Source organism: Niallia sp. 03133, from assembly GCF_052663225.1.
The window spans coordinates 84,489-110,134 of the sequence record NZ_JBQTCY010000001.1; the positions used below are offsets into that span (position 1 = coordinate 84,489).

Annotated in this window: 24 protein-coding genes; 11 read left to right on the forward strand and 13 right to left on the reverse strand. The window is 34.4% G+C overall.

Annotation, left to right across the window (positions count from 1 at the left end):
• Positions 1–12: 12 nt before the first annotated feature.
• On the reverse strand, positions 13–630 hold the full coding sequence (locus ACTYBU_RS00520; protein ID WP_445486507.1) for a DUF47 domain-containing protein: 618 nt from the start codon (positions 628–630) through the stop codon (positions 13–15).
• Positions 631–1,047: 417 nt separating this feature from the next.
• Between ACTYBU_RS00520 and ACTYBU_RS00525 the strand changes: the two genes are divergently transcribed.
• From ACTYBU_RS00525 to ACTYBU_RS00540, 4 genes are all read left to right on the forward strand, one after another.
• On the forward strand, positions 1,048–1,560 hold the full coding sequence (locus ACTYBU_RS00525; RefSeq protein ID WP_445486508.1) for a GNAT family N-acetyltransferase: 513 nt from the start codon (positions 1,048–1,050) through the stop codon (positions 1,558–1,560).
• 20 nt (positions 1,561–1,580) lie between these two features.
• Entirely contained in the window at positions 1,581–2,420 is an 840-nt protein-coding gene (locus tag ACTYBU_RS00530) for an SDR family oxidoreductase (RefSeq protein ID WP_445486509.1), read from the forward strand.
• A gap of 149 nt (positions 2,421–2,569) precedes the next feature.
• Complete coding sequence (locus ACTYBU_RS00535) at positions 2,570–3,400, forward strand: aldo/keto reductase (protein WP_445486510.1); 831 nt, start codon at positions 2,570–2,572, stop codon at positions 3,398–3,400.
• A 341-nt stretch (positions 3,401–3,741) separates the two neighbouring features.
• Positions 3,742–3,996 (forward strand): GlsB/YeaQ/YmgE family stress response membrane protein, encoded by a 255-nt coding sequence (locus ACTYBU_RS00540; protein ID WP_445486511.1) that lies wholly within the window; start codon positions 3,742–3,744, stop codon positions 3,994–3,996.
• Positions 3,997–4,036: 40 nt separating this feature from the next.
• Here the strand turns inward: ACTYBU_RS00540 and ACTYBU_RS00545 are convergent, their stop codons facing one another.
• Positions 4,037–4,957, reverse strand: a complete 921-nt coding sequence (locus tag ACTYBU_RS00545; protein ID WP_445486512.1) for an RluA family pseudouridine synthase — start codon at positions 4,955–4,957, stop codon at positions 4,037–4,039.
• 504 nt (positions 4,958–5,461) lie between these two features.
• Between ACTYBU_RS00545 and ACTYBU_RS00550 the strand changes: the two genes are divergently transcribed.
• Positions 5,462–5,860, forward strand: a complete 399-nt coding sequence (locus ACTYBU_RS00550; protein WP_445486513.1) for a DUF5365 family protein — start codon at positions 5,462–5,464, stop codon at positions 5,858–5,860.
• A gap of 270 nt (positions 5,861–6,130) precedes the next feature.
• On the opposite strand, the gene ACTYBU_RS00555 is transcribed toward ACTYBU_RS00550, so the two are convergent.
• A complete protein-coding gene (locus ACTYBU_RS00555; RefSeq protein WP_445486514.1) occupies positions 6,131–6,601 on the reverse strand; it encodes a thioredoxin family protein in 471 nt (156 codons plus the stop codon).
• A complete protein-coding gene (locus ACTYBU_RS00560) occupies positions 6,598–7,050 on the reverse strand; it encodes a disulfide oxidoreductase (protein ID WP_445486515.1) in 453 nt (150 codons plus the stop codon). Before ACTYBU_RS00560 ends, ACTYBU_RS00555 begins: the two co-directional genes overlap by 4 nt.
• 274 nt (positions 7,051–7,324) lie before the next feature.
• Here ACTYBU_RS00560 and ACTYBU_RS00565 point away from each other — a divergent pair, with 274 nt between their 5' ends.
• Entirely contained in the window at positions 7,325–8,863 is a 1,539-nt protein-coding gene (locus ACTYBU_RS00565; protein ID WP_445486516.1) for a GNAT family N-acetyltransferase, read from the forward strand.
• Between the two features lie 62 nt (positions 8,864–8,925).
• On the opposite strand, the gene ACTYBU_RS00570 is transcribed toward ACTYBU_RS00565, so the two are convergent.
• On the reverse strand, positions 8,926–9,171 hold the full coding sequence (locus ACTYBU_RS00570) for a YhdB family protein (protein WP_445486517.1): 246 nt from the start codon (positions 9,169–9,171) through the stop codon (positions 8,926–8,928).
• A 574-nt stretch (positions 9,172–9,745) separates the two neighbouring features.
• Here ACTYBU_RS00570 and ACTYBU_RS00575 point away from each other — a divergent pair.
• Positions 9,746–10,723 (forward strand): M14 family zinc carboxypeptidase, encoded by a 978-nt coding sequence (locus ACTYBU_RS00575; protein WP_445486518.1) that lies wholly within the window; start codon positions 9,746–9,748, stop codon positions 10,721–10,723.
• A gap of 41 nt (positions 10,724–10,764) precedes the next feature.
• Positions 10,765–11,103, forward strand: coding sequence for a DUF3889 domain-containing protein (locus ACTYBU_RS00580; protein ID WP_445486519.1), 339 nt, complete (start codon positions 10,765–10,767; stop codon positions 11,101–11,103).
• A gap of 331 nt (positions 11,104–11,434) precedes the next feature.
• Here ACTYBU_RS00580 and ACTYBU_RS00585 read toward each other — a convergent pair whose 3' ends face one another.
• The 5 genes from ACTYBU_RS00585 to corA all read right to left on the reverse strand — a co-directional run bounded on the left by ACTYBU_RS00585 (position 11,435) and on the right by corA (position 16,867).
• Entirely contained in the window at positions 11,435–12,415 is a 981-nt protein-coding gene (locus ACTYBU_RS00585; protein WP_445486520.1) for an ABC transporter permease, read from the reverse strand.
• Entirely contained in the window at positions 12,408–13,319 is a 912-nt protein-coding gene (locus ACTYBU_RS00590; protein ID WP_445486521.1) for an ABC transporter ATP-binding protein, read from the reverse strand. The genes ACTYBU_RS00585 and ACTYBU_RS00590 overlap by 8 nt, the downstream gene beginning before the upstream one ends.
• Positions 13,316–14,110: an SGNH/GDSL hydrolase family protein gene (locus ACTYBU_RS00595; RefSeq protein ID WP_445486522.1), complete on the reverse strand. Its 795-nt coding sequence runs from the start codon at positions 14,108–14,110 to the stop codon at positions 13,316–13,318. The genes ACTYBU_RS00590 and ACTYBU_RS00595 overlap by 4 nt, the downstream gene beginning before the upstream one ends.
• Positions 14,111–14,672: 562 nt before the next feature.
• Positions 14,673–15,548: a YitT family protein gene (locus ACTYBU_RS00600; protein ID WP_445486860.1), complete on the reverse strand. Its 876-nt coding sequence runs from the start codon at positions 15,546–15,548 to the stop codon at positions 14,673–14,675.
• A 368-nt stretch (positions 15,549–15,916) separates the two neighbouring features.
• Positions 15,917–16,867 (reverse strand): magnesium/cobalt transporter CorA, encoded by a 951-nt coding sequence (gene corA, locus ACTYBU_RS00605; RefSeq protein ID WP_445486523.1) that lies wholly within the window; start codon positions 16,865–16,867, stop codon positions 15,917–15,919.
• Positions 16,868–17,216: 349 nt separating this feature from the next.
• Between corA and ACTYBU_RS00610 the strand changes: the two genes are divergently transcribed.
• Both ACTYBU_RS00610 and ACTYBU_RS00615 read left to right on the forward strand, forming a co-directional pair.
• A complete protein-coding gene (locus ACTYBU_RS00610) occupies positions 17,217–17,843 on the forward strand; it encodes a nitroreductase family protein (protein ID WP_445486524.1) in 627 nt (208 codons plus the stop codon).
• Between the two features lie 358 nt (positions 17,844–18,201).
• A complete protein-coding gene (locus tag ACTYBU_RS00615; protein ID WP_445486525.1) occupies positions 18,202–18,903 on the forward strand; it encodes a winged helix-turn-helix domain-containing protein in 702 nt (233 codons plus the stop codon).
• Between the two features lie 137 nt (positions 18,904–19,040).
• Here the strand turns inward: ACTYBU_RS00615 and ACTYBU_RS00620 are convergent, their stop codons facing one another.
• The 3 genes from ACTYBU_RS00620 to ACTYBU_RS00630 form a co-directional block, all read right to left on the reverse strand.
• Complete coding sequence (locus ACTYBU_RS00620; RefSeq protein ID WP_445486526.1) at positions 19,041–20,423, reverse strand: hemolysin family protein; 1,383 nt, start codon at positions 20,421–20,423, stop codon at positions 19,041–19,043.
• 737 nt (positions 20,424–21,160) lie between these two features.
• On the reverse strand, positions 21,161–22,474 hold the full coding sequence (locus ACTYBU_RS00625) for a hemolysin family protein (RefSeq protein ID WP_445486527.1): 1,314 nt from the start codon (positions 22,472–22,474) through the stop codon (positions 21,161–21,163).
• 599 nt (positions 22,475–23,073) lie between these two features.
• A complete protein-coding gene (locus tag ACTYBU_RS00630) occupies positions 23,074–23,655 on the reverse strand; it encodes a GNAT family N-acetyltransferase (protein ID WP_445486528.1) in 582 nt (193 codons plus the stop codon).
• Positions 23,656–24,229: 574 nt separating this feature from the next.
• On the opposite strand from ACTYBU_RS00630, the gene ACTYBU_RS00635 reads away from it, so the two are divergent.
• On the forward strand, positions 24,230–25,522 hold the full coding sequence (locus tag ACTYBU_RS00635) for a methyl-accepting chemotaxis protein (RefSeq protein WP_445486529.1): 1,293 nt from the start codon (positions 24,230–24,232) through the stop codon (positions 25,520–25,522).
• Positions 25,523–25,646 lie beyond the last annotated feature (124 nt).

Here is a 25,646-nt window from a genome sequence, read left to right on the forward strand (position 1 = left end):
AGTTAAAACTCCTTAAGCGTTCTTCATAATGATACTTTCAAGCGTGTTTGCAACACTTTGACAGTAATCAGCAATGTCTTCCAAGTTTTCATAAACTTCTTTATATTGAATAATACGAATAGGATCTTTTTCAACTGAGAATAAATGTTTAATGGATTGACGAAGAATACCATCGCATTTAGATTCAGTATCTTTAATTCTAATAGCATATTCTCTGATTTTCGGTAATTTTTTTGTAGATAAAAGCTCCACTGATTTTTGAATTTCAAGTGCACAGCTCTTAATGGCTTCCACAAAACGAAGCATGTATTCATCTGCGCTGATGATATTGTACATTTCAAGCAAGGCAGAGCAATGTTCCAATCCATCTAATACATCATCCATACTCATCGTTAAGGCAAGAATATCTTCACGTTCAATTGGTGTGATAAATGCTTTATTCAATTCAGTAATAACATCATGAACATATGTATCGCCTTTTGTTTCAATTTCTTTTATTGTTTCAGAAAAAGTTTTTAAATCACTGACGTTTTTAATTTTGAAATCTGCAAAATAATCAGCACCTTCTTTTAAATTGGATGCAATATTATTTAAAAGAATAGCAAATTTATCCTGTCTTTTGAAAACCATATTTGTAACCCCCATTTTTTAAACTAAGCCTTCCATATTGTAGCGAAACATTGTCGAAGTTAACAGCTTTTTATCGAAAAATTTACAAAAAATTAATATTTAATTTACAAAACTTTAAAATTAGTATGGTGCTTTTCAGTATTTTATCGATATTTTTCATTTATCCCACTCTTAACGGGCAGTAAGACCCCCACCTCGGGGATGCTGAGGAATCGAAGAAGCTAGGTTGGGAATAACTGCCCGTAAAGGTCCGATAAGTTCAACTAACCATCAGTGGGGGATGAAGAAAACCCCCACTGATGGAAAGATTCACTTTATTTTCCCTATTTTTAGTTGGCACATGTGATAAAGTTTTTCCATATTTGTTGTGTCTATTTTTCTATAATAGAATAAATTAAATATAAAAATAAGTTTGAGGTGAAAGTAGTGATAGAAAACAGCACCATTTTAATACGCAGGACGTTGGAAAGTGATCTTTCTTATATCATTACCACAGAATCACACAAAGATAACATTCCATTTATCATTCAATGGTCAAGGGAGGATCATTTACAAGCAATCCAGCAAGATGATAATTTATTGCATTTAATTGTCATGGAGAAAAAGGAAAATAAACCTGTTGGCTATTTGCTTATTAATGGTATAAATAGTAAGGATGAGAGTATTGAATTAAAAAGAACAGCATTTTCCGATAAAGGGAAAGGGTATGGCCGGCAAATGCTCCAGTTAATGAAAAAATGGGTATTTACAGAAAAAAAGGCAAATCGATTTTGGCTGGATGTTGTGGATCATAATAAAAGAGCAAAAGCATTATATGAATCAGAAGGATTTGTAGAAGAAGGACTCCAAAGAGAAGCAGTAAAAATAAATAATAAGTTTGAATCAATTTACTTAATGTCTATGTTAAAGAAAGAATACTTTACAAAATAGTAGTATAAGGGGAAAAAAAATTGAAAAAAGTAGTCGTGATAACAGGAGCAAACAGCGGTTTCGGTTTATTAGCTGCATTGGAGTTTGCATCAGAAGGATATCAAGTTATTGCAGCAATGAGAAATCTAAAGAAGGGCTCATCATTAATGGAGGAAGCAAAAATAAGAGCAGTAGATTCCTATATAGCCCTGTTTCCTTTGGATGTTACTTGTAAGGATAGTGTGGAAAATTTTCATCACTATATCGATAAAATTGGAAAAATTGATATTTTGATTAATAATGCTGGATATGCTGGAGCCGGATTTGTTGAGGAAATTCCAATTGAAGAATATAAAAATCAACTAGAGACGAATTATTTTGGAACGATAGCCATTACTCAAACGGTATTGCCATTAATGAGAAAGCAAGGATATGGGAAAATTATTATGATGAGCAGCATCAGCGGAAAAATAGGTTTTCCGGGACTTTCCCCGTATGTTTCTTCTAAATTTGCTTTAGAAGGATGGAGTGAATCATTGCGGTTAGAATTATTTCCCTTTTCTATTTATGTATCTATCGTAGAGCCTGGTTCCTACCACACAAATATTTGGAGCACAGGAAAGATGATAACGAAAAAATCCCGATTAGAAACATCTCCATATTTTTTATATATGAAAAAATTAGAAGCTTATCTAGAAAAAAGCAGCAAAAAGTATGGAGATCCAATAAATGTGGCGAAAAAATTAGTGCATATCGCTCGAAAAAGAAAGCCTGCTCTTCGGTATACGATTGGACAAGGGGTAAAACCAACCCTGATCCTTAAAACACTGCTGCCATGGAAATGGTGGGAAAAAATAGTTCTATTTTTGTTGAAAAAATAATACATATTTTTTATATCCTTAATGAAAATTAGAAAATATTGGTCGGTATTAACAATATGGACATAGGTTAAACAACGCTTTTTATTGGATTATCGATCATAGAAAATGATAATATATAGATAATTCAAAAATTTGGAGGTGTTTTTTTAATGATTAAAAGCATCGAAAATAAAGTAAAGCTACATAATGGAGTAGGAATTCCACAATTTGGATTAGGTGTTTATAAGGTGGATGAAGGAAAGACGATAGTTGAAACGGTAAAAACTTCAATTGATTTAGGCTATCGTTCCATTGATACAGCAGCATTTTATGCAAATGAAGAAGGAGTAGGCCAAGCTATAAAAGAAAGCGCTATCTCTAGAGAAGAGCTTTTTATCACAACTAAACTTTGGAATGACGACCATGGATATGATGCAACTCTTCACGCTTTTGAAACGAGTTTAAAAAAGCTCAATTTAGATTATCTTGATCTATATTTAATCCATTGGCCTGGAAAAGACAAATACCTTGATTCATGGAAGGCGTTTGAAAGATTATATAATGAAGGATTAGTAAAGGCAATTGGTGTAAGTAATTTTCATGAACATCATTTAGAACGCTTAGCAGCTTCTGCAAATGAAAAGCCGACAATCAATCAAGTAGAGCTACATCCAAGATTGGCACAAGAAAAATTAAGAGAGTATTGCAAAGTAAAGGATATTAAAGTAGAAGCTTGGTCTCCTCTAGCTAGAGGAAGAGTATTAAATGAACCGACCATAAATTATGTAGCAAAAAAACATGGTAAATCACCAGCCCAAATTGTTCTTAGATGGCATTTGCAGCATGATATCATTGTTATTCCAAAATCAGTATCTCCAGCAAGATTAAAAGAGAATGCCGATATCTTTGATTTTCAATTAAGCATGGAAGAAATGAATCAAATCGATCAATTAAATATGAATGAACGGACTGGAAAGGATCCAGATGAAGTAATATTTTAGATAACTAATAATGTTAAAAAAATAGGGGGAAATCTAACATTGTTTTTCAGCAGAATAAGCATGTTAGATTTTTTTTTGCATACCAATTTAGTATTCCATTAAGAAAAGCACAAGCGAACTGAAGGACAAAAAATAATGCATTCTCAAGAATAATTTTTAGAAAATTTAATCTTTTGTTCTCGATTTACAGTTTTGGTTTAAAACGAATAAATGGTGGTAAATATAAAGTACAAGCAGATAGTAACAACCAAGTAAGGATGTACATGATGCTGCAGCATTAATTGGTTAGAACTATCTTATATATAGTAATACTGTTAAACATAAAAAAAGGAGTGTTATATATGGGATTTCTATGGTCATTAATTATCGGTGGAATTATCGGGTGGATTGCCGGGTTAATTGTTGGAAGGGATATTCCTGGAGGCGTAATTGGTAATATTCTCGCAGGTTTTATCGGTGCATGGTTAGGATCATTAATTCTTGGAGATTGGGGACCGTCCATTGCAGATTTTGCAGTTATTCCAAGTATTATTGGTGCAGTAATTCTCGTGTTTGTATTAAGTTTAATTATGAAAGGCATGCGTAAAACAACATAATAAGAATATAAAAGTGGACGAAGCTATTGCTTCGTCCTTTTTAAATGGAATAAATATCAATAGAAGGAAAAATAGCAGGATCATCTAAAAAGGGAGCATAACATTCTATTTTTTCTTCTGTAATTGGATGGGTAAACTGTATTTTTACTGCATGCAAAGCTTGTCTTGGAAAAACGGCTTTGCCTCCGTACAATGTATCACCAGCTAATGGATGGTTGATTGAACTTAAATGAACACGTATTTGATGGGTTCTTCCTGTATCGAGTGAGCATGTTATCAGTGATAAATTATCTTTTTTTAATTGTTGTAACACTTTATAATGGGTCGTTGCGTTTTGTCCATTCACAGAGATTCTTCTTCTTGTTCCATGATGGCGATCGCGCCCGATGGGTTTATTAATGGTTCCAAATTTTGCTGAAAAAAATCCATGAGCCATGGCGACATAAGTCCTTTTTATTTTTCGTTCTCTCAGCATTTGATCGAGTATATTTCCAATTAGTTCGTGCTTCGCAAATAAAATGCATCCAGACGTATTTTTATCAAGACGGTGAATATGTTTAACTTGCCGTTCTTCCCCATTCATTAATACATGAAATACTACTCCATTCAGCAAGGAAGAATGGTCTTCAGGTGCATTTGGATGTGTATCGATGTATGCAGGCTTATTAACGACCAGTAAAAAGTCATCTTCATATAAAATAGGCAAATCCATATAGGTTGGCTGAATAGCTGTTGCATCATCATTAAATAATTTGATCTTTATAAGATCCTTCGTTTGCACAGTTGTTTTCCAGTTTTCATATCTATCATTTAACATCACTTTTTTTCCCATTTTAAACAAATGAATTTGTTTTTTAGAAGCGTATAAAACTGTATGAAAAATTTCTTCAATGGTCATTCCATTCCATTTAGAAGGAATATGAATAAATAGCCATTCTCCTTTTCGTTCTGTTTTTAGCATGTTTTTCTCCTTTCCTTATTAAATGGGCAAGTGGTAAACCCCCACCTTAAATCTTGAGGGCAGCAAGATGAATGGGTGGGAAATAACTGCCCGTAATGGTCCGATAAGTGCAACTAACCATCAGGGGGATAAGGAAAAATACCCACTGATGGAAGTTTACTTTATAAAATTTAGGCTCTTTTCGTATAGGTTGTTGTTATTTAATCCACAGCCTGAATACACTTCGCTTTCCGCGGGGCTGCGCCTGAGCTGCTTCGTCGTTTCACTCCTGCTTTCTTCTCTCCTGTTTCTCTAATCCGTAATGAGAGTTCTCCGTGTATTTAAAAAGCAACAAACTTTTAGAAAACAGCTAAAATTTAAAATTGGAAATATGTATTAAAATTACCCAAGACCTCATATCATGGTTTTAATTACCACGGAAAACAGCAGCTCTGTATGTTATCCTATTGATATTACTTTAAGTAAAAAAAACTAGCAACAAAAAATAAAGGGTGGTCCGTTTAAATGAAAGTAGTTTACGCATCAACACCTACACAGGCAGATAAAATTAACGAACTTATACAAACATTTTATTCCACGATTTTTCCATACTATTTCTCTGATGATGAAATCCAGCATTTTAAAAGTTTAAATGTGCTAAATCCCACATCTGAGCAAATGGATAGTATGGGTACATTAAAAACTTCTTATCAAGTTATTGCAAGCTTGCAGACAATTATTTCTATTTTGGAAGAACCTCAAAATAAAAACAGATACAAACAAATATTTGAAAAAAATGTCCGTATATTGGAAGAATTTGAATTGTTTTTTCCATTTAACTTGGAAAATTTTAATGAGGAAGAGGATTTTAATGGAACCAGTTTAAGCATTTTTTCTGGATCTGCTAATACATTTTTAATTTAATGACATAATAAAAACGGACTTCGGCATCTGTATGTCGAAGTCGTTTTTAAGTTCCCATCTGTCACAAACCGGGCACTTGCACTTATCTTATGAGATAAGAAAGTATAAGCTTTCTGAAGTCTGACGGGTGTCTAGCTCCAGTGCCTATTGCCTATCGAACTTCAGGTCATCTCCCTACGATAAGTCAACATCTACGCTTGCGCTCATCGTGTTTCCTTTATCTAAGCCCTTCCAGTTCGTACGGCAATGAGCAAGGCGCTTGCGCTTTTCTTATTTAAGGGTGTTTTCTTGGAACCATTTCTTAAATGTTTCGCTTTTCTGATAGCCGACGATTCGTTTTGTTTCTATTCCATCCTTATATTGAACAATTGTTGGAGTGGATTTAATATGATAATCATCCCAGCCTTGTTCAAATTCTAATAAATTATATTGAACAAGATCTATTCCCATGTCTTTTGCTACAGGATTAACAATCGGTGTGGTTTTCTGGCAGTGTATACAGGTCGGGCTGTAAAAATAAACAGTCGCATCTTTCTTTGACTCAATTTTTTCCTTTAAATCCTGCGGTTTAATGATGTTTTGATAATTAGTATCATCTAACTGTTCAATTGTTGCTGCATCTAAATTGCTTTTTCCGTACGGGTTATCCTCTGAAGCTTTTTCTTTTTTTAGATGAGATAAATAGGCAACACCAGCAAATAATAAAATAATGAATAGCAGAAAAAATAACACTTTTTTCATCTGTCAAGGTTCTCCTTTGTTTTTTTCCAAATAATCAAGCTGCATACAAAGATAATAATAAAACCAATTAAAGCAAGGAAGGGGATGGTAATAAAACCATACCAATTTATATATTCTCCCGAACAAGGTACTCGTCCGCATGATGGGGCAGAATTAGATAAAAGACTAAATTTCTGCAGAGAGTAGTGATACAAAGAAGTGAAACCGCCAATTGCAGAAATAATCATTGTATAAAAAGTAATTCGGTAATCTTTGCGGATGACAGCAAGTCCTAAAATAATAACAAAAGGATACATAAGAATTCGTTGGTACCAGCATAATGTACACGGTTCAAATTCTTTAATTTCAGAAAAATACAGGCTGCCAAACATACTGATGACAGCAGCAATCCAAGCAAGAAATAAAATATTCTCACGAGAATCTGTTTGCTTCTTATTTTTTTTATCCATAGAAGTCTCCTTTAGTCCAATTTCTTATAAAAAGTATAATGAAATTAATGGGTACTGTAAATAAAATTGGTTTAAACCTTATTTGATCTTTCTTCCTTTACTACCATGTTCTTTATCATTTGAATAAAACTTGAGAACGTGTAATAAAACATAAAATTAGCTATTTGGCTAATGCTTCCAAAAGAAGTTAAGATATAAGTACATCAAAGAGATTACTTTTTAGGAAAAAAGGGAATTGTAATGAAAATATTCAAAAATAAGGGGAGTAAAAGGTATGACAAAGTTGGATTTATCAAAATTTGAAAAAAAACTGATGATCAGAAATATGGAGTACCGTGACATTGACAATATTTTAGCGCTGCAGGCCATTTGTTTTCCTGGAATGGATCCATGGAAAAAGGAGCAGCTTGAAAGTCACTTGTACTTATTTCAAGAAGGGCAAATTGTAGCAGAATATGATGGAGAGGTAATTGGCTCCTGCTCGAGTCTTATTATTAATTTTGATGAATATGATGATAGGCATACATGGGATGATGTAACAGACAGCGGTTATATCACGAATCACAATCCTGATGGTTATAACTTATATGGGATTGAGGTAATGGTTCATCCAAAATTCAGAAGAATGAAAATTGGACATCGCTTATATGAGGCTAGGAAAGAATTAGTGCGCAGGTTAAATTTAAAAAGCATTATCATCGGCGGCAGAATTCCCAATTATTATAAATATGAAAATAAAATGAGTGCAAAAGAATATGTACAGGAAGTCTCCCATCATAAAATTTATGATCCGGTTCTTTCTTTTCAATTAATAAATGGTTTTACGCTAATGCGTTTAAATCCTAATTACATGCCAGATGATATTCAATCCAAAAAATATGCAACACTGATGGAATGGAATAATGTAGAGTATTTGCCACAATCGAAGCGCTTCTTCAAAAGCAGCTACCCTGTTCGAATATGTGTTGTGCAATATGCAATGAGGCAAATTGCAAGCTTTGATGATTTTGCCAATCAAGTCGAGTACTATACAGATGTAGCGTCAGATGCAGAATCAGATTTTGTTGTTTTTCCAGAAATCTTTACAACCCAGTTAATGTCGTTCCTAGATGAAAAAGTCCCAAGCATTGCTATTAGAAAAGTAACTGAATATACGGAGCAGTATATTGAATTATTCACTAATTTAGCCATTCGCTACAATATTAATATTATCGGCGGCTCTCATTTGGTAAAAGAAGATGATGATGAAATTTATAATATTGCGTATCTTTTTAGAAGAGATGGAACGATTGAGAAACAATATAAATTACATATCACACCGAATGAACAAAAATGGTGGGGAATCAACAAAGGAGATCAAATAAAAGTTTTTGATACAGACTGTGGAAAAATAGCTATTCAAATTTGCTACGATATTGAGTTTCCTGAATTGGCAAGAATAGCGACAGATATGGGAGCTAAAATTATTTTCACACCATTTTGTACAGAAGATAGACAAGGATATTTGCGGGTGCGCTATTGTGCACAAGCACGAGCTGTTGAAAATCAAATATATACAGTTATCGCAGGTACAGTCGGAAATCTTCCTCAAACGGAAAACATGGATATTCAATATGCTCAATCTGCTATTTTTGCACCATCGGATTTTGAATTTGCAAGAGATGGAATTGTAGGGGAAACAAACCCTAATATTGAGATGGTGATGATAGGTGATGTTGATTTAGAGATTTTAAGAAGACAGCGCCAGGATGGAACCGTGAGGCAGTTAAAAGATAGGAGAACGGATATATATCAAGTTCAATATAAAAGATAACAAAAACTCCAATTAAAAAGGGTGCCCATCATGGGACCCTTTTTTTGGTGGAATTCTACTTTTTAGCTTAAGTGTGTGTGAATCATTTCATCCATTGCAAATTCGTTGGCGTGTTCGATATAGCGCAATAGTGAATACAAATGATTTTCTATCACAGAATAATCATGTTCAAAGTTATAGGCATGCAGGAAAAGTTCTATTTTTTTCGATAAAAAATTGTCTTTTGTGCGTACCATTAATATTAGCAAATTGTCCCATTCGGAACGATGTGTATAATACAGGGCGCGATCGTAATCCATCTTATTCAATTTAGTGCCTCCTTTATTTGAAGGAGATGATAATAGTATATGAAGGATTATTAAAACGTTGCACCCTAAAACTTGGCTATGTTGATATAGAGGGATTATCATCTTTTACCTGTATATTTTTAGTTAGTTGAACTTATCGGACCTTTACGGGGAGTTATCCCCCACCTAGCTTCCTCGATTTCTCAGCATCCTCGAGGTGGGGGTCTTACTGCAATGTCATCAAGCTAAACTTCAAAAAAATGGAAAATCATTTAAGGAGTAGGGATAAGTGTTAGGTTTTCCGTGGCTTACCACTCGCTTTCCATGGGGCGAGCGCCGAGCCTCCTCGTCGCAGACGCTCCTGTGGGGTCTCGCCTGTCTCGCAATTCCCATAGGAGTCGAGCGGACGCCTCTCCAAACGAACAATTTTTATATTAATACAATTTATGGATTCTTAAGTTGATGACATTGGGTCTTACTGCCCGTTAAGAGCAGGATAAAAGACGCTTGACTTTCGAGATAAGCATGCTTATTCCGTTGTTCTAATGAATAAAATTTTCCGTATTCCACATGATAAGGGAAAAAGGTGTTTAAGATGAAAAAAATAATTGTTCTAACGAGTATATTGCTGCTGTTTTTTCCCTTGGGAACAAACGCAGAAGAAAGTATAATCGATAAAACAGAGCCTTATTCGTTTATTGAATTTCAAAATGATGTTTGGCGATTAAAAAATAAATTCAAAGCAAGCATCCAAGTCCAAACAATAGGAACATCCGAATATGGGAGAAAGCTATATGCAATAAAAGTTGGCGATGGCAGCAAAAATGTGTTAATGATTGGTGCACATCATGGAAGAGAATGGATTACTTCTTTGTTATTAATGAAAATGATTGAAAACTATGCAAATGCTGCGACTCTCCATCAAAATTTTGACGATGTATCCATTTGGTTTGTACCCATGTTGAATCCTGATGGAGTGACAATTCAACAAGGCGAATTATATAAATTCCCTTTTTTTGCGAAAAGAAATATAAAAAACATGAATAATAATTCTTCTGATTTCTCTCGCTGGAAAAGCAATGCAATGGGCATTGATTTAAACAGACAGTATCCAAGTGGATGGAATGAATTGAAAGAAACGAGCAAAATGCCTTCATATAAAAATTATAAAGGAAAGCAGCCGTTAGAGGCTAAAGAAGTGCAAGCAATCGTTCAGTTTACAAAAAAAATCAAGCCGACCATCGCTGCGTCTTACCATTCTTCAGGCCAAGAAATATTTTGGCAATACAAAAATGAACAAAATGTAAGCCGGGATAAACAAATTGCCGAAAAAATTGCCATTGCTACAGGGTATAAACTTAGTACCCCAAAAATAGATGCGATTGGAGGAGGCTACACGGACTGGTTTATTGACCATTACCATTTGCCTGCGGTAACGATCGAAATTTGTCCTCTAATTGAAGAGACAAGTCCGCCTCTGTCCACTTTATCTAAAGAATGGGAAAAAAATAAACAGGTTGCAGATATTTTAGTAAATCAAGCAAAAGAGATAGAAAATGCACATAAAAATTAGGAAGAAACAAATAATAGGAAAAAAACAAGCAGGAGGAAGTTATGAAAAATCGTTGCTTTCCTATTTTAGTTGCAAGTATTTTATTAATGGCAATTTTGTTTCCATCACATAATATTGCCGTACAAAAATTGGATTATGAAAAGTATGGAAAAATTGCTATTGCTGTTGTAAAAGCTGATTATCCAAAAGAAAATGTAACGGATTATGAATATTTAGGAAGAAAAAAAATCTCTACAATGGAAGTGCAAGATTCCTTTAAATTTATAGTAAAAGAAAATGGAAAAGAAAAAGCAGTAATTGTAACGATAAACCATAATATTAAAAAAGAAAAATTTTTATCTTTAGTAGTGAAGGAACAAGAAGATACAAATAAGAAATAAGGAACAGAATAAGACTGCCGTATGAGTAAATATATTAGTGAAAGTATACTCAAGCGGCAGCCTTTTACTATCAAATAGCCATTTTTAATACACCAGAAAGTATAAGTTTTTGGAAGTCTGAGAAGTGTCTAGCGCAAGCGCCCTATCGACTACAACGCTTCCCTCACCTCGCTTGCGTAGTCAACATCGAATCACTACGTTCTTCGTGTTTCCTATATCTATGAAAGGTACATAATCTAAAACCGCCACGTCCTTATGTCTTCGATTGTGTGATCCACATCCTGTGGACCTCACCTTATTCCGTCGATGAGCAAGGGCGCTTGCGCTTTTCTTAATATATATCTCGTTTTGTAAAAGCAAGAAAGGAAACTAACAAACTGGCAATGCCCCAAACAGCCAAAACGGTTAACGAAAAAGGAAGAGACATTCCTTCAATAGGTGGAAGATTTCCTTGTAAATAATCGGTTAAACGCAAATTTACCATAAATAAATATTTAGCTGCTTCCCATGAAGAAGAAATAGCGCTAATAATAGTTCCAGATATTAAAAATGCAAGCATGACGCCCATTCCTGCTGCAGTGCTTCTTATCAAGACAGAAAACATAAACGAAAGAGTGCCAACAACTAATGATACAAACCAGGCAAGTCCAAATACCATTAGTATATATTCCCATTGAGGAATAAGATGAACCCCTGCTGTATTTAATTCTCCTGCTTTTACAGTAAAGCCTGTTAAGATTGGAGCTGTCCAGCCTGCATAACCAAAAAATAATCCGGAAATAGCGTAGGAAAACAGTCCAAACATAAATAAGATCAAGGAAACAGATAAAACCAGCGTAATATATTTGCTGAATAATATTTTCCATCGTCTTACGGGCCTTGTGAGCAGCAGTTTGATCGTTCCGATGCTTCTTTCAGATGAAACCAGATCTGCTGAAACAATCATAACCATTAATGGGAGCAGCAATTGCATGGAATTATCAAGAAATACACGTAAAAAAGTGGGGGCCCCAGGATCCTGCGGATTAATATTATGGTCCAAATAATATTGAGACTGGCTGATACGGACTTTTATTTGATTTCTCCATTCATCAGAAATTCCGCTTGACCCTATTCGATTTTGCATATCGATGATTGATTGTTGCAATGTAGTGCGCCAATCGGCATCTCCCATCCGTTTTTTTACATTTTCTATTTCTCGATACTGAGCATATGTAAACATAGAAATCATCACGGAAATGATTAGGATAATAACAATTAACCTTCTGCTTTTAACTAATTTCAGCATTTCATTATAGATAAGCTTACTCAATGGATTCACCTCCAGTTAATTCTAAGAAGAGGTTTTCTAATGACGGAATCTGTCTATTCATTTCTGTTATTTCTACTCCTGCTTCGAAAAGTTTCCTGCTCCAATTGCCAACCTCGTTTTCAATATAAGGTGTTTCTACATATTCACCGTCTGCTTTAACTTCAGAATTCACTTGTTTAAGTATAGCTAAGCCTTTTTCTAATGGAGTAAACCGCCAAATTAGTTTTTCTTGTTCTGCCAACAATGTGTGCACATGTTCTGTATGAATAATTTTTCCGTTTAAAATAATGGACACACGATCACATAAAAGTTGGATTTCACTTAAAAGATGGCTGGAAACTAACACACTCAACCCTTCTTCTTTTGCTAAATAACGTATAAATTGACGCATTTCCCTTATTCCTGAAGGATCTAGTCCATTTGTTGGTTCATCCAAAATAAGCACTTTCGGGCTGCTTAAAAGGGCTTGTCCTATTCCTAATCTTTGCCTCATGCCTAAGGAGTATGTTTTCACTTTATCGTGAATCCGTTCTTTTAACCCGACTAATTCTACAACTTCCTTTATTCTGCCGTCATCCACATTTGTTAACATTCGGGCAAAAAACGTTAAATTCTCCCACCCTGTTAAATAAGGATAAAGCTCAGGATTTTCCACAATGCAGCCTAAACGTTCCATTGCTTTGGAGAAATGGGTTTTGACATTATACCCGCAAATATGAATCGTGCCGGAGCTTGGCTTAATAAGTCCAACTAACATTCGGATAGTTGTAGTTTTGCCCGCGCCATTTGGGCCAAGAAAACCAAATACTTCCCCACTTTTTAATTCAAAGCTAATATTCTTTATAATTTCTTTTTTGCCAATCTTTTTGTTTAAATTTTGCACTGATAATGTTATTTCACTCATTTTTTCTCTACCTCCCATGAAATAAGGGATGCAACTCTTTCAGCCATTAATTGATATCCTTTTGTATTTGGATGAAAATGATCACTATATAAAAATGTTTGTACGTTTTGCTGAAAAATATCATAAGTAGGAACAAAAATAATAGTAGAATAACCAGCACTGATTTCGGCTGATTCATTATTCCAGTCTCTAACTACTTTTGAAGTAGCTGCATGGTTGTCTAAATCGTTAAATGGATTATAAAGGCCCATTAAATAGATAGGAGCTTTTTTGTTTACAGAACGAAGTGTTGATAGGGTGGACTGTAAATTCTCTTTATATGCATTGCTTAATGATGCAATGGTTTTCTCGTTAAAATTGTTTAACGTTTGGCCACCTTGAAATAAATCATTTCCGCCAATTGTAATAAATAGAATATCTGCACTTTTTACTTGCCTTTGTATTTCTTGTTGTTTTACCTGCTTTGCCAATTGTTTAGAAGTAAGACCTTTTATGCCATAATTTGATAAGGTTATCGATGTTTTTGTTTTTTCTTGTAGCTGTTCTTTTAAGTAGCCTATATAACCTTTTCCTGCATCGTCCCCAGTGCCTCGGGTTAACGAATCACCAAGGGCAAGCATTTGGATGCCATCTTTTTTTTCTTTTTGAGTTATCGTCGATTCAGCAGTTAATGTTTCTTTATTTGAACTTGCAAAAGAGTAATCTGCTAAACATAAGCCTAAACCAATTATCCATGTAATACAAAAAAGGATGGAAAAAAGCAGTATGATAAATGTCCAGTTTTTTTTCAACGTTTATTCCTCCTAACAAAAGAATCATTCACCGATAGAAATAGAATTAAATTTAAGTATGAAGCCAATTTTTTATCTAAAGATAAGAAAATATAAGTTTTCTGAAGTCTGACAAGTGTCTAGCGCAAGCACCCTATCGACTTCAACGCTTCCCTCACCTCGCTTGCGTAGTCAACATCGAATCACTACGATCTTCGTGTTTCCTTTATCTCTTCAAGGAACACAAACTAAAACCGCCACGTCCTTATGTCTTCGTTTGTGTAATCCACATCCTGTGGACCTCAGCTTATTCTGTCGATGAGCAAGGGCGCTTGCGCTTTTCTTATCAATATTTTTTTGTTATGTACAAATATACACTAAAATAAAGGGAATCAAAAAAATATGTACTATTTTTTAGTAAAAGGCTGAAAAAAATCCGAGGAGAGAAAAATAGTGGTGAGGATGTAGGAGGAGAAGAGTTCGAAATTAGCAGGAATGTTTGTCGACAGCTTAATTTTTCTGTGAAAATAGTTAATTTCTATTAATAAATAAACGCTTCAGGCTGCCGACAGGAAATACGTAATTAATGAATATCTTTTTTCTTAAATCTTCCTCCGCGAACTTCTGCAATATTAGCAATTGCCAAAAAGGAGGAAGGATCCAACTCTTCAATAATTGTTTTTAACTTTGCTTCTTCCAGCCGGTTAATGATGCAAAAGATAACCTTTTTATTTTCGCCTGTATAGGCTCCTTCACCTTTTAAATAGGTTACTCCACGGCCAAGCCTTGCTAAAATGGTTTCACCGATTAAGTCGGCATGATCACTAATTATCCATGCAGATTTTGATTCATCAAGACCAGCCATGACGATATCAATTGCTTTAAAAGCGATAAAATAAGCAATAAGGGAGTACATCGCACGATTCCATGAAAAAATAAACCCTGCTGAAATAAAAATAAATACATTAAAAAACATGATGATTTCGCCAACAGAAAAGGGACATTTTTTGCTGAATAAAAGGGCAAGAATTTCCGTTCCGTCCAATGAACCGCCAAAACGAAGCACCATACCGACTCCTACACCAAGTATAATGCCTCCAAATACAGTTGCAAGCAGTAAATCATTTGTGAAAACAGGAAAATCATGAAGGAAAATGGTTGTAGCAGAAAGAACTGAAATGCCTAATAAAGTGGAGAAAGCAAAGGTTTTTCCAATTTGTTTATAACCAATGTAGAAAAAGGGAATATTTAATAAGAAGATGAAGTAGCCTAACTTTACATGTAATAGATGCGATAAAATAATGGAAATACCGACGATGCCGCCGTCTAGAATTTGATTAGGAACTAAAAACTCTTCAATTCCAATCCCCATTAATATGCTGCCGATAATAATAAAGAAAATGCGCCGAGCTAAAATTTTCTTTGGTAAAACTTTATGCTGCGTCTGCTTATAAAGCATAAGACCTGAATCTAAACTAGGTGATTCCATTCATAGATACCTCCTATAATTATGAAAATTTAGAATATTTCAATTGAGATAATTCCCAATAGAGTGATTAAGTTGAGGGATATTGTTTTCCACTTGTTATAAGAAAAGTTGTAAAAATAGCTGTTAAGAAGGCAGCCTAGAAGTAAAAAGATGTAAAGATAAAGAGTTATTAATTATAGTTTATCATAAGCAGGTAAAGATTACCTACTGATTGGTTTTGAGGATAAGAACTATTCAGACTGTCGACAATTGCTTTCGATCAGTCTGAAAGATGAAAGAATTGGTCCAAGATGATTCGAAGGCTTAAACCATTTATTTAAACCATTTATTTAAACCATTTATTTAAACCACCCTTTGCGTTTAAACCATGTAAACATACCAATTACAATAAGTATCATTACAGCCAATAAAAAGAAATAACCGTATCTCCATTGCAATTCAGGCATATAATGAAAATTCATCCCGTATAATCCAGCAAGAAAGCTTAAAGGCATAAATATAGTTGTAATAACCGTTAGAGTTTGCATTATACGATTGGAATGATGGGAATTATAGGATAAATAGCTGTCGCGAATGTCCGTTGTAATTTCTCGGTTTGATTCAATCAGTTCCGTTAATTTTAATAAATGATCATATATGTCTGAATAGTATTCACGTTTATTCCATACATCAGATAATCTATTTGTATTAATCATTTTATATAAAAGATCTCTCATCGGAACAACGGTATGCCGTAAAGATAATAAGTGATGTCTAGTCTTAAATAGATCATCCAGCAATACTTCCATCGTTTTTTTCTGTGGATTTTCATCAATTTCTGTTAAAAAATCTTCAATTTCATAAACAATCGGAAAGTAGTTGTCAACTATTTCATCCAACAGTCGATAAAGAACGGTAAATTGTGTCCAGTTTGATATATTATTTTCGTGTAAAAGTCTTTGTTTAACCTTATTTATTTCTATTAATGGATTATCATGAAAGGTAACAATATAGTTGTCCCCAACAAAAAAGTTTACTTCTCCTTTTTCAAATGTTTTGGCGTCTAAACTATGGGTAACAAAGAAAGTGTATTCCTCAAAATAGTCTATTTTTGGCCTTTGTAAATTATGCAGACAATCTTCAATCGAAAGGGGATGAAAACAAAGAGGGCTGCTCAAATACTTTATTTCATGTTCTTCAGGCTGATCAAAATCAATCCAATACCAATCATAAGACTGTTTATGCAATTGCTCTATTGAAATATTTGTTAAGATTTTTTGCTCCTTTGTAATCGCCATTATATTAATCATAAATAACTCCTTTTTCACACATTAAGAGTAATTTGCCGAAATCATTTATTATTATGCAATCCCTTTAGAATTTTGTAAACATTTTAAGGTAGTATATATTATGCAACTTATTTTAGAGTATAGAATCCGGTAATATTGCTTAAACTTCAGGTTGATTGAAAACATTAGTATGAAGAGACATAAAGTCATAGAAGGAGATGGTGGCCTCGGTTTTAGAAATGAAACATCTGAGTGAAACCAATACTTTTATAGTCTAAAGGATCTTACTTGACTAATCTTATTATTACAGCTATTATTTTAATTACTAAGTTACCAAAAGTAAGTGAAATATATTCTGGAGGGGAAAAAAATGAGTGCAAATTTAACGAATGTTGACATCTTTAATGTGCTTACAGAACGAAGAGCAGTAAAAGTTTACGATAAATCCTATAAATTATCAAAAGAAGACATTGAAGAACTGCTTACACTTGCAGGAAGAGCGCCTTCTGCTTGGAATTTACAACAATGGCATTTTGTTGTATTTCATGGGGATGAGGCACAGCAGAAATTAAGTCCTATCGCTTTTAATCAGGCGCAAATCACTGAGTCATCTGCCGTTATTGCTATTTTAGGCGATTTAGAAGCAAATAAGAATGCTGAAGAAATTTTTGCAAATGACATAGAAAAGGGAAGAATGACTCCCGAACTTGCGGAAGTAATTAAAGGACAAATTAATGGTGCATACCAAAACGCAGAATACAAAAGAGATGCAGCAAACCATAATTCGTCTTTGGCAGCGATGCAGCTAATGCTGGCAGCTAAAGGAAAAGGTTTGGATACTTGTGCAATTGGCGGATTTAATCGAAAAGCATTTGTAGAGGAGTTTCAAATTTCTGAAAGATATTTGCCAATTATGCTGATTACAGTAGGAAAAGCATTAGCTCCAGGTCGTGAAACAGATAGACTTTCGTTAGATAAAATAACAACATGGTTATAAAAAACATAAAAGAAACCTTTAGTATACTCTTATCAGGAACGAGAAAATCGATTGTAGATTTTCTCGTTTTTTGTTAAAAACAGCAAGTTTAAATGTTTAGATGAGAAGAAGAAAGGTGCATGCTGAATAATATGGTGCAAAAATCTTAATATTTAATTAATCTACTACCAGCCATTAGCTAGAATAATAATCTTTTTACTCTGTTCTTGTATTTAATTTACATAGCAGGAGATTCATTTTTATTTCATTTATTTAAAATAGACAGAGTGGAGTGATAAGTTTGGGAGGGAATTTTGCTATAATAAAGTCATGAAGCGTTTTGATGGGTAATGGGAGAAGATTAGTGAGGTTGAATAGGATGAAAATACTTGTTTTTGAAGATAATGAAAGTGTATGTTCAATGCTGGAAATGTTTTTCTTGAAGGAACAATATGAAGGGAAATTTATACATGATGGCAAAGAAGCTTTGGAATTTTTCTTAGAGAACCAGGAATGGGATATTGTAATAGTCGATTGGATGCTTCCAAGCATGGAGGGTGTAACAATCTGCAGAAGAATAAGAGAAGTAAGTTCTGTTCCCATTATTATGTTAACAGCAAAAGATAGTGAATCCGATCAAGTCCTAGGTTTGGAAATGGGGGCAGACGATTATGTAACAAAACCTTTTAGCCCCTTAACATTAATGGCTAGAATAAAGGCGGTAACTCGCAGATATCAAAAAGACACTCAACATAATGTAGAGCAGAATTTTCTGATAAGCGAGCATTTTAAAATCAGCAAAGAAACAAGAGAAGTTCGCTATAATGGACATCTGCTTTCGAACTTGACGCCAAAAGAGTTCGATTTACTCTATTATTTAATTAGCAATCCTAGACAAGTTTTTACAAGAGAACAATTGCTTGATCGGGTATGGGGTTATCAATTTTATGGAGATGAAAGAACGGTAGATGTTCATATTAAAAGACTCCGGAATAAAATTGGCACAAAGGAACAGCCGTTTATTCACACTATCTGGGGTGTAGGCTATAAATTTGATGAGATGGAAGATAAAGAAAAGTAAATCCGTAGTCGACAGCCGTTTATTTTAGTCTGATTGACTTGAAAGCAGTAATAGCATCTGTACAACAAAGAATAAGGTGTCCCAATAAACCATCAAGCAGGTTTTTGAGACACCTTATTTTCGTAATTATATTAAAATTAAGAAACGATTTCAGCTTCAGATGCGGCGGCAACAGTTGAGTTTTGAATCGGAAGTTCTATTGCTTCATTCTTTTCTAATGTTAAGCCTGGAATTTTAATCACTTCAACATATTTGATATGATGCTCTTCCATTTCTAAAATTTTAAAAGAATAGGTATCAAAGGCAATTGTATCTCCTTCAGCCGCTTCAAAGTTGGATGTTAATATCCATCCTCCTAAAGTATCAATGCTTTCATCGTTCATTTCTATATTTAATAAGTTATTCACTTGGGTAATAAGAACTTTTGCATCAATAATATAGTGATCTTCTTTTACTTTTTGAATACTTGGAATTTCATCACTATCAAACTCATCTCGAATATCACCGACAATTTCTTCGATAATATCTTCGACTGTTACTAGACCAGAGGTTCCGCCATATTCATCCATTAAAATGGCCATATGAATTCTTTCCTTTTGCATTTTAACGAGAAGATCCTGAATGGGAAACGTCTCAATTACACGAATTACTGGTCTTATATAAGGATCAAGTTTTTTTGTTGTTAAGTCCCTTGTTCGAAGTAATTCTGCCATAATCTCTTTTACATTAATCATTCCTATTATATGGTCTTTATCTCCATCGGTAATGGGGTATCTAGTAAATTTCTCTTCATGAATGACTTCTAATAAGTCTTCTAACGTACTAGATTGTTCAAGAGAGATAATCTCTGTACGTGGAACCATGATTTCCTTGGCAATACGGTTGTCAAATTCAAAGATTTTATTTACATACTTAAACTCTGATTGATTTATTTCTCCGCTTTTGTAACTTTCAGAAAGGATGATTCGAAGCTCTTCTTCAGAATGAGCGAGTTCTCGTTCGGAAACAGGTTTTAATCCAAATAATCCTGCAACAACTCTTGCTGAACCGTTTAGCAGCCAAATAAATGGATACAAAATTTTATAAAAAGCAATTAAAGGTCGTGCAGTTAACAGTGTTATCAATTCTGCTTTTTGAATGGCTAATGTTTTTGGCGCCAGCTCTCCAACTACCACATGTAAAAAAGTGATAATGGCAAAAGCTAAAGAGAAAGATAGGATTTTAATTGCTGCTTCTGGTACAGAAATCATCTCAAGAAAAGGGCCGATTATGTGCTGGATCGTTTCTTCTCCCAGCCAGCCAATGCCAAGTGCTGTAATGGTAATCCCCAATTGACATGCAGATAAGTATTCATCAAGATTACTTATCACTTTTTTTGCTGCAATGGCACTTTTGCTTCCTTCCTCTAAAAGCTGATCAATTTTTGAACTGCGAACTCTAATAATAGCAAACTCTGAAGCTACAAAAAAGGCAGTACAAGCAATCAAAATGGCTATAAACACCAAGTTAAATATGTCCAATAAGTTTCCTTATCCCGTGGGAACGAGTAAGGAGTCACCTCCTGATTAATACATCTATTAAGTTTTTACCCTTGCTAGACCCTGTTGTGTTAAAACAAACTCAAGTTTGCAAGGTCTAAGCTTTTTGATGTTTTGATGCACAATAAAACCGACTAATAATAAATACATTCAGCTTTTTGTATTACTCAATTCGTATGAGCTGTTACAAATTATACTTTAGCAGATGATGTTATTATTGAAAGTGGAGTATAATAATTAATCGTTTTATTGAAAGAAACTGTTATATTTATTCTTTCATATATTACAGCAACAATCCCATTATACCACCTCAAACCTTCATAAATGATTACCAATAATTATACGTTAAGCCAAACTATGGAGTCAAACTTTGTATTTTTTCAATTTTCAGTAATTATTTGCTTTTATAGCTATCTTTTTCATATTGTATGTTAAAAGCAGCTGAATATGAAAAAGATAGCTTGAATTTTAGCGCCTTTTTTATGGCCCTGTTAAATTTCATTGTGCATTTTAAAAGGGAAGGGAATTTACTCGCTTTCCACAGGGCGAGTGCTGATCCGCTTCGTTGCTGCGCTCCTGCTTTCTTCTCGCCTGACTCGCTAATCTAAGCAGGAGTCTGCGGATGCCTCTCCTGACCCAACGTGATAAGTGACCTCCATATAACAGCGCCTTTTTTAAGAAAACCTATTTAATATGTACACAAGAATAAAAATGGGTGACTATTTTGCCTGTTTTGCAATAATTTCTTTTACTTCTATACTGGAAACATGATGGTTTACCATTTTTACTGCTTTGAATTCAAAATGGTCATACAAAATGGATTGTCCTTTTTGCAAATCTGGATTTTGGGATAAAACCCATCCTCCTATTGTATGAATGCTGTCATGCTCTATATGGATAGGGAGAATATTATTTACTTCATCTAAAAGAAGCTTTGAATCGAAAATATAGTGATGATCGTTCACTTTTTGGATGTTTGGCAATTCATTGATGTCAAATTCATCCCGAATTTCTCCGACTATTTCCTCTAAAATATCTTCGACAGATATAAGACCTGCTGTTCCTCCAAATTCATCATGCAGTACTGCAATATTAATGCGCTCCTTTTGCATTCTCCTTAAAATATGCTGTATAGGGATGAATTCCATTACATGAATAATAGGCTGAATATAGGATTTTAACGGTTTTTCTTCCATGTTTTTATTTTTGATGAAATCTGATAGCAGCTGTTTTATATGTACAAAGCCGATAATGTTATCTTTATCATCATTTTTAGTAATCGGGTACCTGCTGTATCGTTCTGTTTGGATAATTTGCAAGACTTCTTCTAAATTCAAATCCTCGCATAAAGTAACCATTTCTATACGAGGAACCATAATTTCATTGGCAACACGGTTGTCAAACTCAAAAATATTATTCACATAACGAAACTCTGAAGTAGTTATTTCGCCATTTTTATAACTTTCAGCAAGAACTAACTGAAGTTCTTCCTCTGAATGAGCAGGCTCGCCTGATCGAGGGTTTTTGACGCCGTATAATCTGGCAACAAGTCTAGACGCATTATTTAATATCCAAATAAAAGGGTACATGCCTTTATAAAATAAGCGCAGCGGTTTTGCAAATAGCAGCGTAACTTTTTCCGTTTGCTGGATGGCAATTGATTTAGGAAAAAGCTCTCCAACCACAACATTAATATACGTAATAACAGAAAAGGAAATAATAAAAGCGACTATATGAGAAAGTGTTGGAGAGATGGCTAGTTTATGTAAAACAGGTAGGATTAATTTTAATACGGTTGGTTCCCCTAACCATCCTAATCCGAGAGAAGTCATGGTAATTCCCAATTGGCATGCAGAAAGGTAGCCATCCATATTAACAATTATTTTTTTTGCTGTCTCAGCATTTGAATTGCCTTCTGCAATTAATTGTTCTATTCGTGTAGGCCGTACTCTAACAATGGCAAATTCGGATGCCACAAAAAAAGCTGAAAAGGCGATAAGTAAACATATTAGTATAAGGTTTGCAATAATCATGTTCTTTCAACACCATTCATTTTAAGTTAATAACGACCGGTAAGTTTTTAAACTGAAGGATAAAAAAGAAAGTGTTTATCTGCAGAAAAATGATAAACACTAGCTTATTCGTTGTCTATCTTTCTTGGATATCCATCAACTGATTTGCCTTTTAAAAGGGTTTATCCATTGAAAAAATAATTCAGAATCAGCATGATAGTTAGCTGGAATTAATGAAATGAAAAGGGAGTCCTTCTGGCCGTTTTATTATATATAGTAAATTTCTCTTTTTTCACCATTCTAAACGTTTTTTAATCAAAGAATCGATATTTTTTGAAAAATTATGTTTGCTGATGCTTATTATTCAAAGCTATTAGACTCCATTTATCCCACTCGTAACGGGCAGTAAGACCCCCACCTCAAGATGCCGAGAAATCGAGGAAGCTAGGTGGGGGATAACTGCCCGTAAAGGTCCGAATAAAAGAACGCAGACTAAGAGCGCCACGTCCTGTGGCAACGTCTGCATGGCCTACTTCCTGTAGGTCTCAACTAACCATCAGCGGGGATGAGGAAAAACCCCCACTGATGGAAGTTTACTTTATTTTTTGAAGAAGGAATTTTCAAGGAAGCTGTGGTTTCTGTTGAGTAAAAAGTTTCTGTTTTTCCTTCCATTCACTGAAAAGCATACTAAACAAGGCTAAATCATGAAAATGGTCATAAAGAAACTCACCGTCTCTTATAATCCCTTCTTTTGTAAAAAGCAACCGTTCAGGAATGGCCATACTTTTTTTATTTTTTATACCACAACGAATTTCTATACGATGTAATTTTAAATAATAAAAAGCATAATTTAAAACAGCAATTACGGTTTTTTGCATAATTCCTTTTCCTTGTAATGCTTCTTCTAAAAAATAACCTATGCTTGCTTGCCGATTCTGCCAATCAACATGCTGCAGTGAAATCATGCCTATTAATTTCTCGTTAAAGAAAATTCCTGCCTCGAACCCATTGTTCTCAAAAAATTGCTTGTGCCATTGTGGGATAATGGAATGGTATTGGTAAGGAGAAATAATTTGATCAACCCAAGGAAGCCACTCTTTTAAATGGATTCTATTTTTATCTACAAGCTCAAATATGGCAGAGGCATCTTGAAGTTCAAGTAACCGAAGCTTAATATTGTTATCTACAAGTAAATGGAACATAAAATAAACGTCCTTTCTCTAAGAAAAGTGCAAGCACCCCTGCTCATCGACGGAAGCTTGAGTTCCACAGGATGAGGATCACATAACCGAAGGCATATGGAAGTGAAGATTTTAGTTTGATACCTTACAGTTGAAGGAAAATCGACTAACTACTTCCGGTATGTCTTCGTCGATGACTCGCATCCTGCGAGCCTGTGGCAACGCCGACACTAGTACATCCTGTTCGTCGGAGCTAGACAGTTATTTAACTTAATGTGATTCAAGATAGCTTATGCAAGAGGAAAAGATCTGGCTTATGGAGAATAAAAAAAGGGGGGATAAGATTACAGATAAGTTGGTTGATCTTTATTTTTTATGAAATCTTAGACTTTTTGTATATTTACATAGAAAAAGAGGAATAAATGGAAAAAAATCTAAAATAGTCTAAATGAAATGGTATTTTTACCGATGATAATAAAGAATAGGTAAGAATATCTAACATGTTTCTTCGTTAAAGATGTTAAATGAAAAAATGATAGCGCTTAAGTATGGTTGCCAAAGCGCTTGTGCTTTTCTTAGAAGGGAGAAAGTCTGAATGAGAAAAAGAGACAGCTTAATTTACAAAATTATCTTTATTTTTACTCTCCTTACCATGTTTGCTTCCATTGTGAGTGGAGGAATCGCCTATTATGCTGCAACAGATTCACTATTTAAAATTAGAAGCGAGGATTTAGGGGGAATTGGAGTTGTCATCACCCTGGCATCATTAGTTATCACCATAATAAATGGACTTATTTTTTACTTGCTTATGAAGAGGAAATTTAATCGCCTGCAATATCTAAGCAGCAAATTTCTACTAGCGGCCCAAGGGGATTTAACACAAGAATCCTTTTATGAAGGAAAAGATGAAATTGGAGAGTTGGGCAATGCTTTTAATAAAATGAAAGAGCAATTGAGGGACTTGCTGACAAGGACGCAGGACATTAGCAAAACGATTTTGGAGTCTTCTTCGGAATTATCAGCTGTCTCCGAAGAAACCTCTGCAAGTTCAGAAGAAATAGGTAGAGCGATCAATGAAATGGCTCAAGGTGCGGTAGAACAAGCTTCAGAATTGGAAGAAGTTAATCGCGAAATGACACAATTGAATCAATCTGTTCAAACGATGAATGAAAAAAATAAAACGATCAAAGAGGCAACACATTTTTCTGAATTAGCTACACAAAAAGGCCAAAAGATGATTACTCAATTAAAAAATTCCAATGAACAAACGAAAAGTGCTACTGATCATGTAAGCATTGGCATTTCTAATTTATATACGAAGATATTGGATATTTCGAAAATTACTGTAACTATAAATAGTATATCGGAACAAACCAACTTGCTGGCATTAAATGCAAGCATTGAGGCTGCAAGAGCCGGAGAGCATGGCAAAGGGTTTGCGGTAGTGGCAAGTGAAGTGAGAAAGCTTGCAGAAGGTACAAATCATGCGACGAAACAAATCCAAGAAATGATTAACAGTATTGAAAAAGAAACAGAAAAAACGGTTCAGGCATTATTTGAAACAACAACACAATCAGAAGCACTAAACAATGCTGTGTTGGGTACTGAAAATGAATTTTCTGCAATTGCAACAGCTGTTCACGATATTATTAATGCAGTAAATGAATTAAGTGAAGAACTGCAGATAGTAACTGAACAGAATAAACATATGCTGGGCTCAATCACTCATATATCCGAAGTCTCAGAAACTGCTGCTACTGCAGTAGAAGAAGTATCATCTTCTACTGATGAACAAATTACTGCCATAACAAATGTAACAATAAATGCAGAGGCAATGATCAAAAGCAGTGAACAATTAAATGAGATTTGGAGAAAATATACATTTTAAAAAACGAGAAGTTCCTCTCGTTTTTTATTTGAGCTCAGTCTAAGCCCTTTCGATATACAGAATGTACAAGTGCCGGTGTCGCGACAGGCTCGAAGGAGTGAGTCAATGGACGTTTCGCAGTTAG

Excerpts from the sequence above, each read along its gene's own strand:
- ACTYBU_RS00580 (WP_445486519.1), top strand. The coding sequence starts at position 10,765 with ATGAAAAATCGTTGCTTTCCTATTTTAGTTGCAAGTATTTTATTAATG.
- ACTYBU_RS00615 (WP_445486525.1), top strand. The coding sequence starts at position 18,202 with ATGAAAATACTTGTTTTTGAAGATAATGAAAGTGTATGTTCAATGCTG.
- ACTYBU_RS00635 (WP_445486529.1), top strand. The coding sequence starts at position 24,230 with ATGAGAAAAAGAGACAGCTTAATTTACAAAATTATCTTTATTTTTACT.
- ACTYBU_RS00630 (WP_445486528.1), bottom strand. The coding sequence starts at position 23,655 with ATGTTCCATTTACTTGTAGATAACAATATTAAGCTTCGGTTACTTGAA.
- ACTYBU_RS00550 (WP_445486513.1), top strand. The coding sequence starts at position 5,462 with ATGAAAGTAGTTTACGCATCAACACCTACACAGGCAGATAAAATTAAC.
- ACTYBU_RS00590 (WP_445486521.1), bottom strand. The coding sequence starts at position 13,319 with ATGAGTGAAATAACATTATCAGTGCAAAATTTAAACAAAAAGATTGGC.
- ACTYBU_RS00560 (WP_445486515.1), bottom strand. The coding sequence starts at position 7,050 with ATGGATAAAAAAAATAAGAAGCAAACAGATTCTCGTGAGAATATTTTA.
- ACTYBU_RS00520 (WP_445486507.1), bottom strand. The coding sequence starts at position 630 with ATGGTTTTCAAAAGACAGGATAAATTTGCTATTCTTTTAAATAATATT.
- ACTYBU_RS00565 (WP_445486516.1), top strand. The coding sequence starts at position 7,325 with ATGACAAAGTTGGATTTATCAAAATTTGAAAAAAAACTGATGATCAGA.
- ACTYBU_RS00555 (WP_445486514.1), bottom strand. The coding sequence starts at position 6,601 with ATGAAAAAAGTGTTATTTTTTCTGCTATTCATTATTTTATTATTTGCT.
- ACTYBU_RS00625 (WP_445486527.1), bottom strand. The coding sequence starts at position 22,474 with ATGATTATTGCAAACCTTATACTAATATGTTTACTTATCGCCTTTTCA.
- corA (WP_445486523.1), bottom strand. The coding sequence starts at position 16,867 with ATGATTAATATAATGGCGATTACAAAGGAGCAAAAAATCTTAACAAAT.
- ACTYBU_RS00600 (WP_445486860.1), bottom strand. The coding sequence starts at position 15,548 with ATGCTTTATAAGCAGACGCAGCATAAAGTTTTACCAAAGAAAATTTTA.
- ACTYBU_RS00575 (WP_445486518.1), top strand. The coding sequence starts at position 9,746 with ATGAAAAAAATAATTGTTCTAACGAGTATATTGCTGCTGTTTTTTCCC.
- ACTYBU_RS00610 (WP_445486524.1), top strand. The coding sequence starts at position 17,217 with ATGAGTGCAAATTTAACGAATGTTGACATCTTTAATGTGCTTACAGAA.
- ACTYBU_RS00540 (WP_445486511.1), top strand. The coding sequence starts at position 3,742 with ATGGGATTTCTATGGTCATTAATTATCGGTGGAATTATCGGGTGGATT.
- ACTYBU_RS00545 (WP_445486512.1), bottom strand. The coding sequence starts at position 4,957 with ATGCTAAAAACAGAACGAAAAGGAGAATGGCTATTTATTCATATTCCT.
- ACTYBU_RS00535 (WP_445486510.1), top strand. The coding sequence starts at position 2,570 with ATGATTAAAAGCATCGAAAATAAAGTAAAGCTACATAATGGAGTAGGA.